Annotated in this window: 11 protein-coding genes; 7 read left to right on the top strand and 4 right to left on the bottom strand. The window is 72.4% G+C overall.

The window, feature by feature from the left end; translation table 11 throughout:
• Nucleotides 1-14 precede the first annotated feature (14 nt).
• The 6 genes from AB0I66_RS06240 to AB0I66_RS06215 all read left to right on the top strand — a co-directional run bounded on the left by AB0I66_RS06240 (nucleotide 15) and on the right by AB0I66_RS06215 (nucleotide 7,764).
• A complete protein-coding gene (locus tag AB0I66_RS06240) occupies nucleotides 15-1,196 on the top strand; it encodes an ROK family transcriptional regulator (RefSeq protein WP_363206704.1) in 1,182 nt (393 codons plus the stop codon).
• Entirely contained in the window at nucleotides 1,193-2,767 is a 1,575-nt protein-coding gene (locus AB0I66_RS06235; protein ID WP_363206500.1) for a M81 family metallopeptidase, read from the top strand. Before AB0I66_RS06240 ends, AB0I66_RS06235 begins: the two co-directional genes overlap by 4 nt.
• Before the next feature lie 78 nt (nucleotides 2,768-2,845).
• Nucleotides 2,846-3,676, top strand: coding sequence for a transporter substrate-binding domain-containing protein (locus tag AB0I66_RS06230; protein WP_363206499.1), 831 nt, complete (start codon nucleotides 2,846-2,848; stop codon nucleotides 3,674-3,676).
• A gap of 94 nt (nucleotides 3,677-3,770) precedes the next feature.
• Nucleotides 3,771-5,291 (top strand): hypothetical protein, encoded by a 1,521-nt coding sequence (locus AB0I66_RS06225; protein ID WP_363206498.1) that lies wholly within the window; start codon nucleotides 3,771-3,773, stop codon nucleotides 5,289-5,291.
• A 33-nt stretch (nucleotides 5,292-5,324) separates the two neighbouring features.
• The gene (locus AB0I66_RS06220) at nucleotides 5,325-6,395 is read left to right on the top strand and encodes a hypothetical protein (protein ID WP_363206497.1); all 1,071 of its coding nucleotides are present in this window, start codon (nucleotides 5,325-5,327) and stop codon (nucleotides 6,393-6,395) included.
• Nucleotides 6,379-7,764, top strand: a complete 1,386-nt coding sequence (locus AB0I66_RS06215; RefSeq protein WP_363206496.1) for a hypothetical protein — start codon at nucleotides 6,379-6,381, stop codon at nucleotides 7,762-7,764. The genes AB0I66_RS06220 and AB0I66_RS06215 overlap by 17 nt, the downstream gene beginning before the upstream one ends.
• A 223-nt stretch (nucleotides 7,765-7,987) precedes the next feature.
• Here AB0I66_RS06215 and AB0I66_RS06210 read toward each other — a convergent pair whose 3' ends face one another.
• The 4 genes from AB0I66_RS06210 to AB0I66_RS06195 all read right to left on the bottom strand — a co-directional run bounded on the left by AB0I66_RS06210 (nucleotide 7,988) and on the right by AB0I66_RS06195 (nucleotide 13,349).
• The gene (locus AB0I66_RS06210; protein WP_363206495.1) at nucleotides 7,988-8,743 is read right to left on the bottom strand and encodes a BTAD domain-containing putative transcriptional regulator; all 756 of its coding nucleotides are present in this window, start codon (nucleotides 8,741-8,743) and stop codon (nucleotides 7,988-7,990) included.
• A 144-nt stretch (nucleotides 8,744-8,887) separates the two neighbouring features.
• A complete protein-coding gene (locus AB0I66_RS06205; RefSeq protein ID WP_363206494.1) occupies nucleotides 8,888-11,719 on the bottom strand; it encodes an AAA family ATPase in 2,832 nt (943 codons plus the stop codon).
• Nucleotides 11,720-11,874: 155 nt separating this feature from the next.
• Nucleotides 11,875-12,084 (bottom strand): hypothetical protein, encoded by a 210-nt coding sequence (locus AB0I66_RS06200; protein ID WP_363206493.1) that lies wholly within the window; start codon nucleotides 12,082-12,084, stop codon nucleotides 11,875-11,877.
• 167 nt (nucleotides 12,085-12,251) lie between these two features.
• Entirely contained in the window at nucleotides 12,252-13,349 is a 1,098-nt protein-coding gene (locus AB0I66_RS06195; RefSeq protein ID WP_363206492.1) for an NADH:flavin oxidoreductase/NADH oxidase, read from the bottom strand.
• Between the two features lie 148 nt (nucleotides 13,350-13,497).
• Here AB0I66_RS06195 and AB0I66_RS06190 point away from each other — a divergent pair, with 148 nt between their 5' ends.
• Nucleotides 13,498-13,863 carry a helix-turn-helix transcriptional regulator gene (locus AB0I66_RS06190; protein WP_363206491.1) on the top strand — a complete coding sequence of 122 codons (366 nt, stop codon included), beginning with the start codon at nucleotides 13,498-13,500 and terminating at the stop codon, nucleotides 13,861-13,863.
• The last annotated feature ends 16 nt before the right edge of the window (nucleotides 13,864-13,879 follow it).

Raw genomic sequence — 13,879 nt, 5'->3', positions numbered from 1 at the left:
CAACTGGGGGCGGCATGGCCGGAACACCGCACGGCGAACCGGGGTCGGCGCAGCACATCCTGCAGCTGGTCTCCTCGGGCGCCGCCTCCTCCCGGGCCGATCTCGTACGGGAGCTGGGGCTCGCCCCCTCCACCGTGTCGCTGCGCGTGCAGGAACTCGTCACCGCCGGGGTGCTCACCGAATCCGGCGAGGGAGCCTCACGCGGCGGCCGCCGCCCCCGGCTCCTGCGCGTCCGGGCACAGGGCGGCGTCGCCCTCGCCGCCGACCTCGGCAGCCACCACGCGCGCATCGGCGTCGTCGACCTCGGCGGCACCGTCCTGGACGCCGTCGACCTGCCGCACGACATCACCGCCGGGCCCGAGTCCGCCGTCGACTGGCTCTGCGGCCAGGTCGCCGAACTCGGCGCCCGGCAGCGCGAGGCGGGCCGCACCGTCCGCGCCCTGGGCGTCGCCTTCCCGGGGCCCGTGCAGCCCGCCGAAGGCCGCGTGCTGAGCCCCTCCCGCATGCCCGGCTGGCACCGCTACCCGCTGCGCGATGTCCTCGCCGAACGCCTCGGCATCCCCGTCACCGTCGACAACGACGCCACGATGATGGCCGTCGGCGAGCACCGCACCGCTCGCCCCGGGCTCGACCACATGGTCGTCGTCAAGGCGGGCCGCGGCATCGGCAGCGGCGTCATCGTGGCGGGCCGCCCGCACGACGGCGCCAACGGCTCCGCGGGCGACATCAGCCACGTACGCATCGAGGCGGCGGGCGACCGCCCGTGCAGCTGCGGCAACATCGGCTGCCTGGAGACCGTGGCCAGCGGCGCGGCGCTCATCCGCGAACTCGCCCTGCACGGCGTCGAGGTGGCGGACACCACCGCGCTCCTGCGACTCGTCGCCGACGGCGACCCGCAGGCCACCACGCTCGTGCGCGCCGCGGGACGGCACATCGGCACGGTCCTCTCCGTCGTCGTGAACTTCTTCAACCCCCAGGCCGTCGCCCTCGGCGGTGTCCTCGCCACCGCCGAGCCGCTCGTCGCGGCCGTACGCGGTGTCCTCTACGAGCGCTGCCTGCCCCTGGCCACCGCGGACCTGGAGATCACCACCACCGTGACAGGGCGCGACGCGGGCCTCCTCGGCGCAGGACTCACCGCCCTGCGCCAGAACCTCCCGACGACCCCGGCACCCCAGGAAGAGAGCGTCCAGGCATGACCACTCCCGCGACCGTCCAGCGCCGCCTCCGTATCGGCATCGGCGGCATCGGCATCGAGTCCTCCACCTTCTGCCCGCACCGCTCCACCACGGACGACTTCCGCCAGACCCGCGGCCAGGACCTCCTGGACCGCTACACCTGGACCCGGCCGGAGTCCGACCTCGCGTACACGGTCGAATGGGTGCCGCTCCTGCACGCGACCTCGCTGCCCGGCGGCCCGGTGGAAGCAGAGTCGTATCTGATCCTCAAGGACGAACTGGTCACGCGCATACGGGAAGCGGGCCCCCTGGACGGCCTTGTCTACGACATCCACGGCGCGATGAGCGTCATCGGCCTGACCGACGCCGAGGCCGACCTGACGGAAGCCGTGCGCGCCGCACTCGACGCCGTCGGCACCCCCGACGGCGGCCGCCCGATGATCTCGACCGCCATGGACCTGCACGGCAACGTCTCGCGCAGGTTCGCCGAGCCGATCGACCTGCTCACCGCCCACCGCCTCGCCCCGCACGAGGACGCCTGGGACACCCGCGAGCGCGCCGCGCGCAATCTCGTGCGCTGTCTGCGCGAGGGCACCCGGCCGCACCGCGCCTGGGTCCAGGTGCCGGTGCTGCTGCCCGGCGAGAAGACCAGCACCCGCCTGGAGCCCGCCAAGTCCCTCTACGCCTCGCTCGCCGGCATCGAGAAACTGGACGGCATCCTCGACGCCGCGATGTGGGTCGGCTACGCCTGGGCGGACGAACCGCGCTGCAAGGCCGCGATCGTCGTCACCGGGGACGACCCCGAACTGGCCGCCGCCGAGGCCGAGAAGCTGGCCCGCCGCTACTGGGACGCACGCCGTGACTTCGTCTTCGTCGGCCCGACCGGCGGCGCCGAGGAGTGCATCGAGAAGGCGGTGGCATCGGACCAGCGGCCCTTCCTGATCAGCGACTCCGGCGACAACCCCACGGCGGGCGGCGCCGGAGACCTCGCGTACATGCTGGGCAAGCTCCTGGAGAACGAGGACATCCGCTCCGGGAAGGTCGCCGCCGTCCACCCCGGCATCACCGACCCGGTCGCCGTCGCCCGCTGCTTCGAGGCCGGAGTGGGCGCCGAGGTCACCCTCAGCGTCGGCGGCAAGGTCGACGCCAACCACGGCGGACCGTACGAACTCACCGGCACCGTCGTGGCGTTGCAGCGCGCGACCGAGCAGAAGGACCGGGCGGAGGGCGGCGCCTACGACCGTGGCGTCGACATGGCGGCGGTGCGGACCGGCGGCGTGACCGTGATCCTGGTCGAGCGCCGCAAGCCCTTCCACACCCTCGCGGACTTCATGGGCCCGGCCGACGGCGGCCTCGGCATCGACCCGCGCACCTTCGACCTCGTGGTCGTCAAGATCGGCTATCTGGAACCCGAACTGCACGACATGGCCGCCGACTGGCTCCTCGCCCTCACCCCGGGCGGCGTCGACCAGGACCTGCTGCGGCTCGGCCACCACCGGGTGGAGCGCCCGCTCTACCCGTTCGACGAGGACGCGTACGACGACGGGGCGGGCCCGGACCTGACGGCGGCCCGGCTGACGCCGCTCGCCTGATGAGAAAGGGCTTCACCGGTCAGATCGCTTCTGCGAAGGTGATCCCTCCGAGCCGCGTCCCCGTACGGAGGAGCCCCCGTGAAGCGTGCCGCCACCCTGTCCGCCCTGGTCTGCCTGCTCGCCGTCACGGCCGCCGCGCCCGCGTCACCCGACGCGGGGCGCGGCAAGGACCGGCACCACGGCAGCCTCCTGGACTCCGTGCCGAAGACAGGCGTCCTGAAGGTCTGCACGACCGGCGACTACCGCCCGTTCACGCACCTCGACCCCGCCGACAAGACGTACAGCGGCGTGGACATCAAGATGGCCGAGGACCTGGCGGAAAGCCTCGACGCCAAGCCCAAATACGTGCACACCACCTGGGCGAACCTCACCAAGGACGTCGCGGCGGGCCGCTGCGACATCGCGGTCGGCGGCGTCTCCATCACCCTGCCGCGCGCCCGCCAGGTCTACTTCAGCGAGCCGACCCGCGAGGACGGCAAGACGCCGATCGTGCGCTGCGCCGACAAGGAGAAGTTCGGCGAGGGCGCCCTCAAGGACATCGACAAGCCGGGCACCACCGTCATCGTCAACCCCGGCGGCACGAACGAACAGTTCGCGCGCGAGAACATCAAGCAGGCCACCATCAAGCAGCACCCCGAGAACACCACGATCTTCCAGGAGATCATCGAGGGCCGCGCGGACGTGATGATGACCGACGCGAGCGAGACCCGCTACCAGTCCAAGATCCACCCCGAGCTCTGCTCCCTGCACCCCGACAAGCCCTTCACCTTCTCCGAGAAGGCCTACGCGCTGCCCCGCGGGGACGCCGAGTTCAAGGCGTACGTCGACCAGTTCACGCACCTGGCCACGCACGACGGCACATACGCGGGCTACGAGGCGGAATGGATGGGTCCTGCCTCGGGTTCCTAGTCGCCCCGGCCCCTTCCCGGTCGTTCCCGGTCCGGGGTTATCCCTGAGCCCGCCCCCGATGTCGTGACGGTGGCGCCGCCCTACCTTCCTGGGCATGACTTCCTACCGTGAGCGGTGCATCCACAGCCGGCAGGGCGGGCGACTCGCCTCGACCACCACCGCCGACATCGACGAGCTCGTGGCCGGGCTCAAGGACCGGCGGCGTGTGGTGCTCCACTTCCACGGTGGACTCATCGACGACACGCTGGGATTCGCCACCGCCGCGCGGCTCGCGCCCGTCTACGAGGCGGCGGGCGCGGAGCCCGTCTTCTTCGTGTGGAGCAGCGGACTCCTGGAGACCCTGCGGGGCAACCTGCCGCAGATCCTGAACGAGAGCGTCTTCCGTACGCTGCTCAACAGGGTCACCCGTTACGCCACCGGCACCGTGTTCCGGGAGCCGGGACAGCGGGCCTTCGGGGCGGTGACCGCCCCCGCCCCGAGGGCCGTGGCGGCCGAACTCGCCCAGGTACGGGCGGGGCAGGAACCTTACGCGCGGCTGACCGCCCCGCCCGAGGTGCCGCCCCTGAACGAGGACGAGCAGAGGCAGATCGCCGCCGAACTCTCGGCGGACACCGAACTGGCCGAGCGCACCCGGGAGATCGTGAACTCGGTGACGCCGCAGGCCGGGCCCACCAGGCCCACCCCCACAGAGCCGGTCGCCGCGGCGCGAGACATTTTCGGGGGGCGTGCCGCGGCGGCCACACTGATGTCACCCGACGTCGTGGCCGACCTCGCGGACCGGGCGGCCACCGGGGAACGCGCCCTGGTGAGCACCGCGTTGATGGTGCGCAAGACGGTGCGCGTCGTGGCCGCCGTCGTCGGCCGCTTCCGGCAGCGCAACGACCACGGGCTCTACGCGACGGTCGTCGAGGAGATCCTCCGCGAGTTCTACCTCGCCAATGTGGGCGCCGCGATCTGGGACGCGATGAAGCGGCAGACCGCGGACACCTTCGCCGCCGCGGACGACGAGGTGCGCGCCGGACGCTACTTCCTGGACCGGTTCGCCGAGCTGCTCGCCACCGGCACCCGCCCCCAGGTGACCGTGGTCGGCCACAGCGCGGGCGCCGTGTTCATCGGCAACCTCCTCGACGACCTCGTGCGCAGGCGCGCCGCGGTCGACGACCCTCTCCCCGCGGACTTCAGGCTGCGGGACGTGGTGCTCCTCGCGCCGGCCTGCACGGTGGGACAGCTCGCGCCCGTGGTGCGCCGCCAGGCCGAACTCTTCGACCGGCTGCGGATGTTCACCATGACCGACAGGGCGGAGCAGGCCGACCACCTCGTGCCGTTCCTGTATCCGAGGTCGCTGCTGTACTTCATCTCCGGTGTCCTGGAGCGCGGCCCGTCCCGGCAGTCCGCCGTCATGCCCGTCGCGGGCATGCAGCACTGGTACCTCGACACCGCCGCCCTCGGCCCCGACTCCGACGACCTGCGCGGCTTCCTGCGGGCGGACTCCGCGCGCACGGTGTGGTCACCGGGCGACGGTGGACCCGGCCTGAGCGCGGGGGCGCTCAGCCATGCCGCGTTCGACGACGACCCGCAGGTCCTCGCGAGCGTGGCGGCGATGCTCGCGGACTGACGGCGCGAGGACCGAACGTAGGGGGAGAGTCCGATGAACGACCTGCACTACGCCGTGGTCGTCGGCATCAACCGTTATCCGGCCATCAGCGACCTGCAGGCCGCACGGGGTGACGCGGTCCGGTTCCGTGACTGGCTCGTCGACCCCGAGGGAGGCGATGTGCCCGAGGACAACGTCACGCTGGTGACCGCCACCGAGGAACAGGAACGCACCGCGGACTTCATGACCGCCGTACCGACCAGAGAGAACGTGGACCTGGCGCTCTACCGCGCCAACAGGGCGGTCCAGCAGGCGATAGAGGACCGGCCCGAGGAGGAATGGGAGGCCGCCAGGCAGCGCACCCGGCTCTACTTCTTCCTCGCGGGGCACGGCTTCCTGACACCGCCCAACAGCACCGCGCTGCTGATGGCCAACGCCGCGTTCGACCTGCTCGGCAACCACCTCGCCGTGGGCCAGTACCTGGACTGGTACGAGTCGTCGTCGCCGTTCCGAGAGATCGTCTGTTTCGCGGACTGCTGCCGTACGAGCAGCGGCAACGGCTCCATGTTCCCCTTCGGGCCGCCCTTCACCACCACGGCGGCCGCACTGGAGAAGGTCGACTGCTTCGTCGGGTACGCCACCTCGCAGGGAGATCCCGCCTACGAGGAACAGAACGCCGACCCCGACCTCGCGCGCGGCCACTTCACGACCGCGCTCCTCGACGGCCTGGCCGGCCGCAGCGCCAACCGCAAGGGCGTCATCACCTCCGACAGCCTCGCGGACTACGTCGTACGGCATGTGGAGGACCGCACGAAACACCTGCTGGTCCCGCAGCAGCCCAGGTTCGTCAAGGGCAGCGCTCCGATGGTCTTCGCCCGTGACGTGGAGAACGGGATGCCCTCCGTCACGCTGCGCTTCCCGGACGGGTTCCGGGGCTGGGTGCAGCTGCGCGGCGGCGATCCCGACGAGCCGCCGCTGAGGCTGCTCGTCGACGCCACGGAACGTGTCGAGAAGCTCGCGCCGGGGCTGTACCGCGCGACGCCGGAGAGCTGGGCGGCGGACGACTTCCAGAACGGCGGATTCTTCGAGGTAATGACGGGCGGTGGCAATGGTGTCCAGCTCTGAAGAGCGGCGGCGCGCACGGGAGACGAGGGCGAAGCAGGTGCCGTTCGTCGTCGTACCGGACACCCCGTCGGTCCTCGTCACGGTCACGGACTCCGCGTTCCGCCAGGTGGCGCACGCGATGGGCACCATCGACACGACGCTGCCGCCCGGCATCTACCGCATCGAGCAGCGCTTCGGAGGCGAGGTGGAGAGCCACTTCGTCGAGGTCGGCACCGAGCCGTTCACCGAGCGCCTCGCACTGCCTCGCATGCCCACGGCCACCCCGGTCGAGGGCACGCCCACCACCCGGCAGGACCACCGCGAGGCCGCGGTGCGCTGGAGCACCGAGGCGACGCACGGCGGCGGGCCGCCGACCCTGATGGTCCTCGTCCGCAACCTGCGCCGGGGCTGGCAGCTCGACCCGTTCGCCCTGGAGATCGCCGACGAGCACGGCGCGCCCGTGGACGGCGGCGCCGGGGGCTGGGAGCCGTCCGGCGGGCAGGAATGGGCGGCCTGGAGCGGTGAACTGCCGCCCGGCGGCTATCGGTTGAGGACGCGCAGGCAGCCCGCGGACGGGCTGTCCCTCGCGCAGGCGCTGCACGTGCTCGACGGGTGGACGACGCTGGTGTTTGTGAGCAACGGCCCGCAGGGGCCGCAACCGCAGTTCGCCTCGATCCAGCTGGTGCCCCACGGCGTGGGCTGGCAGCCGGCCGACCGCACCCTCGACCTCGCCATGGAGGCCGCCCTTTCGGGGCTGCGGCAGGGGATCGACCTCGTGTCGACGCGACAGCTGCACGGCCTGCTCGACGCGCGCAACGTCAACCCCTTCCTCGGCATCATCGGGGCCCATGCCCTGCTGCTGCACCCGAGCCCCGACCTGGGCCGGATCGGCGGCATCCTGGACCGGCTCGTCAAGTACGCCACCGAACAGCCGGACATCGCCGCACTGTGCACCCTGCTCGACGAGCCGGTGCCACCGGTCGCGTCACCGCCCATGCTCGCGGCCTCCTGCCGCCTGCTTGTCCGGGCGGACTCGGCGGACCCGGGGATCCTGCGGGACGGTTCGCCGGCCGAGAGCGCGGCCGGGCACCTGGTCGGGCGCGGGGTCTGGACGACGTGGCTGGAGCAGGAGCCCCGGCCGGGCCTCGCGGCGCGCGGCGGCCTCGTCCCGCCGGTGGCGGCGGACGCCCGCGCCGAGAGGCGCTCCCGGGCCGTCGATCCGGTCGACCGGGTCCAGCGCTACGTGTGCGAGATCGCGAGTGTCGAGGACCGGAGCGTCGACGACGTACTGAGCAGCATGGAGCCAAAAGACCTGTCCCGCAGGACCGGGTTGCCGCACAGCGCGGTCGACCAAGCCATCGAGCAGCTCAGGCGCCCGCAGGGGGAGTGAACGGAAGACGGTGACGGCTCCGGGAGGCATCGCCTGCCGGAGCCGCCACCGTCACCGGCGTCCCCTGCCGCGCTCGGCACCCCCGTGACCGTGCGTGGCGGAACGTCGGTGGCCTGCCGGCCGCGTCCCCCAACGCGGCCGGCAGGGGCGGGTTGGCCGGCCCGAGGCCCGTGCACCCCCGAACGCGCACGGACAGCCGGGCCGGCGGTGACGTGGTGGCACGTCACCCGTTCTCGGGGAACCCCCGCCGCACCATCGTGCGGAACTGCTCCGAGGGCTCGATGCCGAGCTCCGCGCGGAGCAGCCCGCGGAACGCCTCGAAGTGGCGTACCGCCTCCACGAGGTTGTTCTCGGCGAGGTGCACCGTCACGACCGCGCGGTGCGCGCTCTCGCGCAGCGGGTCGATTCGGGTGCTCTCCAGCGCGGCCTCCAGGGCGGGGGCGTACTGCTCGTGCACGACGAGCCGGGCGGAAAGGGCTTCCAGCGCGTGCAGCCGCAGTTGATGCAGCCGCTCGCGCTCGAAGACCACCCAGTCCTGGTGCCAGCCGGGCAGCAGCTCCCCCATGCCCAGCAGAGAGGAGCACGCGACCCCGGTTCCCTCGGCCGGGGCCGCGAGTATGTGGTGGGCCGTGGCGGTGAAGTCCTGGATGTCCATCCGGACCCGCCGGCTGAGCGCGAGCACCCCGGGCCGGGGGCCGCCGACGGCCGAACTCGCCGCGTTCAGGCGCCAGATGGAGGTGCGCAGGCAGGCCCGCGCCCGCTCCTCGGTGACGTCGGGCCACAGGGTGCCCGCGAGCACCGAACGTGTCGCGGGACCCCGCAGCCCGAGGAGGGCCAGCAGCTGCTGTCCGCCGGCGGGCACGTCGACCTGTCCGCCGCCGTCGCCCTCGCCGCGGCTGAGATGAAATCCCCCCAGCAGCCGCAGGCGCAGGGCCGGTGGTGCGTCGCCGCGTACCGCCGGACATTCCGTGACAGCCATCTGTGCACCCCCAGTTGTGCATCCCATCCCCTGACCAGCCAAGAAACTACGCCGGGCAGGGGCGGGGGTGCCTCAGGGAACCGCCCAGGGATAACCCCGGTGTGCCGGGGCTCCGGCCAGGGGAGTGCGCCAGGTCTGCCGGGACTAGGACGACGTGCGCCGGTCCTGGGGGGCGAAGTGCTGGACGAGACCGATACGCGAGGTGATGCCGAGCTTCGTATAGGTGTGGCCCAGGTGGTACTCGATGGTCTTGACGCTCAGCGCGAGCGCGGTGGCGATCTGCCGGTTGGTGAAGCCCTGCGACGCGAGGCGCGCCACGGCCAGCTCCTGCGGGGTCAGGCCTTCGGCGGCGGAGTCGACGTCCGCCGGGTCGTGCGCGGGCCGCGGCGGAGCCGCCCGTCCGCAGGCGTCCAACTCCCGTTCGCAGCGCGCCAGATAGGGCGTCGCCTCCAGTTCGTTCATCGTCGTGTACGCCGCCTGGAGCTGGGCCACGGCGACCGAGCGACGGCCGATCCTGCGCAGGAACGCCCCGTGGTCGAGCTGTACGCGGGCGCGGCCGAACGGGGAAGGGATCTGCGCCGCCTGGTCGTGCGCGCGCAGGAACGCCGCCTGGGCGCGGTCCGTCTCCCGGCGCGCCGCGTGCAGATTGCCGCGCACCCGGGCCGCGGCGGACAACGCCCCGTGCCGGCCGCGCGCCTGTGCCCGCTCCTCGTAGGGCAGCAGGACCGCCTGTGCCTCGTCCAGGTCGCCGAGCTGGATCAGCGCGTCGACGAGCAGCTCACGCCAGGACACCACGCCCGGTTCGTTCACCCCGTCGTGCGAGGCGAAGTCCAGGAGCGGCCGCAGCGCGTCGACGACCCGCTCCGGCTCGGCACGGGCCTCGGCGTAGGCCCCGTGCGCCGACGCCGCGTACGCGTAGGCGAGGGCGCTCTCGTCGCAGCCCGGCGCGTCAAGGGCGAGCCGCAGGTGCGCCGATGCGCGGTCCCATGAGCCGCGCGCCGAGAGGATCCAGCTGGCGATGGCGTGGGTGACGGGCTTGAGCCACGACTGCTCGCTGTCGTCGGCGATCGATGCGGACGCCTCGGCGTGGATCAGCGCCTCGTCCCAGTCGCCGAGCCGGTGCAGGGTCTGCGCGACCGCGGAGGCCGAGAGCAGCCGCAACGGCACCGTGCCCCTGCGGCAGTTGGCGACAGCGCCGAGCAAGTCGGCGCGTGCGCCCAGGAGGTCGTCCGACCAGAGCCGCAACTGCCCCCGCGCCAACAGCAGATCGATGTCGGACGACGGCACGAGCAGCGGATCGGGGAGCTCCCCGGCGAGTTCGATGGCCTTCTTGGCGGAGCCGCTGAGGCCCAGCGCCAGGAGGTGGTTGAAGCGCAGCATCCGGCTCGGACCCTGAAGGGTGGAGAGCCGCTGGGCACGCTCGGCCCACCGGGCCGCGTCGGAGGAGCGCCCGCGCATCACGGCGGCGTAGCTCAACTGCTCGGCCGCGCGCGCCGCCAGCGAGGGGTCGCTCTCGTGGTCGCACTGGTTCCAGGCATCGACGAGCAGGGTCTGGGCCTGCTCCATGCGGCCCTGGACACGTGCCACGTAGCCACGCACGTAACCGCGCAACGCCGGGTCCGCGCCGGGCGGCAGTCCCGCCGCGAGTTCCGCGGACTCGTGCACCCGGCCGTCGAGCAGCAGCGCCTCGACCGCCTCGACGGCGAGCCGGTCGCGCTCCAGGTCGGTCGTCGCCACCCGCGAGGCGTGCCGCAGGTGGGTGCCGGCCACCGCCCACTGACCGGTGGCCGCCTCGCGCCGCGCGCAGGCGGCGAGCGCGGCGGCCAGATGCTCGTCCGGGCCGGTGGCGGCGAGCACCCGGTGGCGCAGGCTCGCGTACTCGTCGTCGACCAGGGCGGCGGCCCGCGTGTGCAGATCGGCGCGGTGGGCGGGGCCGATGTCCTGGTAGACCGCGGCATGGACGAGGGGGTGCGGGAAGGCGATCTCGGGCGCGGCGCCCGGGTGCGTCTCCTTCAACAGCCCCGCCTTGACGGCTCGTTCGAGCGCGGGCAGCGGCGCGGTGACACGGGCGAGGGCGGCGGCCACGCTCAGCGGGCAGGAGAGGCCGAGCACGCTGACGGCCTGGACGAGCCGCAGCGCCTGGGACCCGCACTCCGCGAGGTTGGCGAGCACCAGCATGGCGTACGAACGCGGCGCGGGCAGCGGTGTGGTCACGTCCCGCAGGACGTGCGCGGGCACTTGGTCCAGGAGCGCGCGGGCGTGCAGCGGATTGCCGTGTGTGTGGTCCCGCAGGCGTACGGACGCGGAGTGCGGCAACCGGTTGCTGCCCATCTGCGCGCTGAGGGAGCCCAGTTCGTCCGGGCTGAGTCCGTGCAGAGGGATGCGCCGGGTGCGCACGTCGGCCAGCAACCGGCGTATTCCTTCGGGCAGTTGCGGGGCCTGCGGGTCCCGCGCCGTCACGATCGCGAGGACCTTGTCGACGCGCAGCCGTCGCAGCGCGAACGTCAGCGCGTTCAGCGACGCGGAGTCGGCCCAGTGGGCGTCGTCGAGCACCAGGATGACGGGTCCCTTGTCCTGCAGTTCGCTCAGCAGGTCGAGCAGCCCGAATCCCGCGGCGAGCGGCGGCAGGGTGCCGGGCGCCGAGCGGGGCGTGCGGATCAGCGAACCCAGGCTGTCCGGCAGCGGGTTGGGGCTCTGCCCGACGAACTGGGCGAGCACTCCGCAGGGCAGCGCGCTCTCGTTCTCCTCGCCGCTGGCCTGGAGCACACAGGCGTCACCCGCCGTGTCCAGGAACCTGCGCACCAGCGCGGACTTGCCGATGCCGCCGGGTCCGTCGATCAGGACGAGCCGTGGCGCACCCTCGCGCGACTGGCGGAACTCCTCCTGCAACGCGGCGAGTTCGCGCGTTCGGCCGGAGAACGCCTCATGGGGCGCCGGTGCGTGGACATGGCCGTTCAGTGTGTCGCCGGACGTCATCACCGCCCCCACATGTCGGCACCCGGTACGGACGCCTGGAATGTGCCGGCGAACCGTGCCGGGCGCGTGGCCCTGAACGTCCACGATGATGCTGAAACCGTTCTCGGTACAAGTGGATTCGCCACTCCCGAAGAGCCGGTTCACGCGAGGCGGCATCAGGCGCCACAGGAGTCGTCCCCCGTCGCGCACGCGTCTTCGCCGGTCTCCGTGGACGCGGCGTCCCCGGGCGGTTCGAGCAGCGAGAGCAGTTCGAGCCAGCCGTGGAACTGCGTGCTGTGGCCCGTGTCCCCTTCCTCGCAGCTCTCGCCCACCACATTGCCGTGCACGCCCCCGGGGGAGCGGAACACCTCGATGACGTAGCGCACAACGTCCTCCCGAGGGCCGGTACGGGCCCCGAACCGTGACACATCGCGACAGCGCCACGGTATGAACCCCGGGCCGGCCGCCGCTTCGGGGTGTCACCTAGGGATGACCCCAGTCCCCACCCTTGGCCAAGGCTGCGGGGACGGGAAGCGGCGGCGCGCGGCGGGGCTCACACCATGCGGTGGTACTGCTGGGGCGTGGCGACATCGCCGCCCAGCTCGTTCGCCGCGTGGCGGGCCCAGGAGGGGTTGCGCAGGAGCTCGCGGCCCAGGAGCACGGCGTCCGCCTCACCGTTGGCGAGGATCTTCTCGGCCTGCTCGGGTTCGGTGATCATGCCGACTGCCGCCACGGGCAGCGAGGTCTCCGCCTTCACCCGCGCCGCGAACGGGACCTGGTAGCCGGGGCCCGCCTGGATGCGCGCCCTCGGGGCGTTGCCGCCGGAGGAGACGTCCAGCAGGTCCACGCCGTGGGCATGCAGTTCCTTGGCGAGCCGGACCGTGTCGTCGGCCGTCCAGCCCTCCCGCTCGTCCTCGGGGTTCTCCGTCAGCCAGTCGGTCGCGGAGATCCGGAAGAAGAGGGGCAGCTCCTCGGGCCATACGGCGCGGACGGCGTCGACGACCTCCAGGGCGAGCCGGGAGCGGTTCTCGAAGGAGCCGCCGTACTCGTCCGTGCGGTGGTTGGAGAACGGCGAGAGGAATTCGCCGATGAGGTAGCCGTGGGCGCCGTGGACCTCGACGACCTGGAAGCCGGCGTCCAGCGCGCGCCGGGCCGCGTCGGCGAAATGGCCGACGACGTCGCGGATCTCGTCCGTGCTGAGTTCGTGCGGCAGGTGGTGGCCCTCGTCGAAGGGGAGCGCGCTGGGCGCCACCGGCTGCCAGCCGTGCTCGTCCTGTCCGACGGGTCCGCCGCCCTTCCAGGGGCGGTCGGTGGACGCCTTGCGGCCGGCGTGGGCGAGCTGGATGCCCGGGGTGGTGCCCTGGGTCTTCAGGAAGCCGGTGATGCGGCGCAGCGCCTCGACCTGCGTGTCGTTCCATATGCCGAGGTCCGCGGGGCTGATGCGGCCCTCGGGGCTCACGGCGGTCGCCTCGACGAGGATCAGGCCGGTGCCGCCGGTGGCGCGTGCCCCGTAGTGGGCGAAGTGCCAGTCGGTGGCCACACCCGCGTTCGGCCCGAACACCTCGGCCGAGTACTGGCACATCGGCGCCATCCACACACGGTTGGGGACGGTCAGCGATCGCAGGGTGTAGGGCTCGAACAGCGCGCTCACGGCGGACTCCATTCGTCACGGATTTCGGTACGGCTCGTACGATAGACCTCGTAGTACGGCAGATGTCAAACTACGATGACTCTCGTACTATGGGGCCTTCGAGAAGACGTAGAGCCCAGACGTGAAGCCCCGACGAAGTGGAGCCGTCATGACGACCGCCGCGCCCATCAGCAGCCGTGCGCTCGACCATCCGACGCGTGCGGAGATCCGGCTCGAGGGTGTGCTCCACGCGCTGTCGGACCCGATGCGCCTGCGCGTCGTGCGGCAGCTCGCCGGGTGCGAGCCGGGCCTCGACGGTCTCTCCTGCTCACAGATCGACCTGCCCGTCACCAAGTCCACGTCCACGCACCACTTCAGGGTGCTGCGCGAGAGCGGCGTGATCCAACAGATCTACCGCGGCACGGCCAAACTCAACGGCTTGCGCCGCGAGGACCTGGACGCGCTGTTCCCGGGACTCCTGGACAACGTCCTGTCGGCGGCAACGGCACAAGCGGAGCGAACCAGCGCCCCTTAGGGGCGCGGGGAACCGC

Origin of the sequence: Streptomyces sp. NPDC050439 (genome assembly GCF_040655335.1) — a bacterium.
Taxonomy (GTDB): Bacteria; Actinomycetota; Actinomycetes; order Streptomycetales; family Streptomycetaceae; genus Streptomyces.
The sequence above is the reverse complement of the archived record's forward strand: the minus strand, read 5'-3'. Positions and strand labels throughout refer to the sequence as shown.

Bases quoted from the DNA above. Each gene is read 5' to 3' on its own strand.
- AB0I66_RS06235 (WP_363206500.1), top strand. From the start codon at position 1,193: ATGACCACTCCCGCGACCGTCCAGCGCCGCCTCCGTATCGGCATCGGC.
- AB0I66_RS06240 (WP_363206704.1), top strand. From the start codon at position 15: ATGGCCGGAACACCGCACGGCGAACCGGGGTCGGCGCAGCACATCCTG.
- AB0I66_RS06190 (WP_363206491.1), top strand. From the start codon at position 13,498: ATGACGACCGCCGCGCCCATCAGCAGCCGTGCGCTCGACCATCCGACG.
- AB0I66_RS06215 (WP_363206496.1), top strand. From the start codon at position 6,379: ATGGTGTCCAGCTCTGAAGAGCGGCGGCGCGCACGGGAGACGAGGGCG.
- AB0I66_RS06210 (WP_363206495.1), bottom strand. From the start codon at position 8,743: ATGGCTGTCACGGAATGTCCGGCGGTACGCGGCGACGCACCACCGGCC.
- AB0I66_RS06225 (WP_363206498.1), top strand. From the start codon at position 3,771: ATGACTTCCTACCGTGAGCGGTGCATCCACAGCCGGCAGGGCGGGCGA.
- AB0I66_RS06220 (WP_363206497.1), top strand. From the start codon at position 5,325: ATGAACGACCTGCACTACGCCGTGGTCGTCGGCATCAACCGTTATCCG.
- AB0I66_RS06205 (WP_363206494.1), bottom strand. From the start codon at position 11,719: ATGACGTCCGGCGACACACTGAACGGCCATGTCCACGCACCGGCGCCC.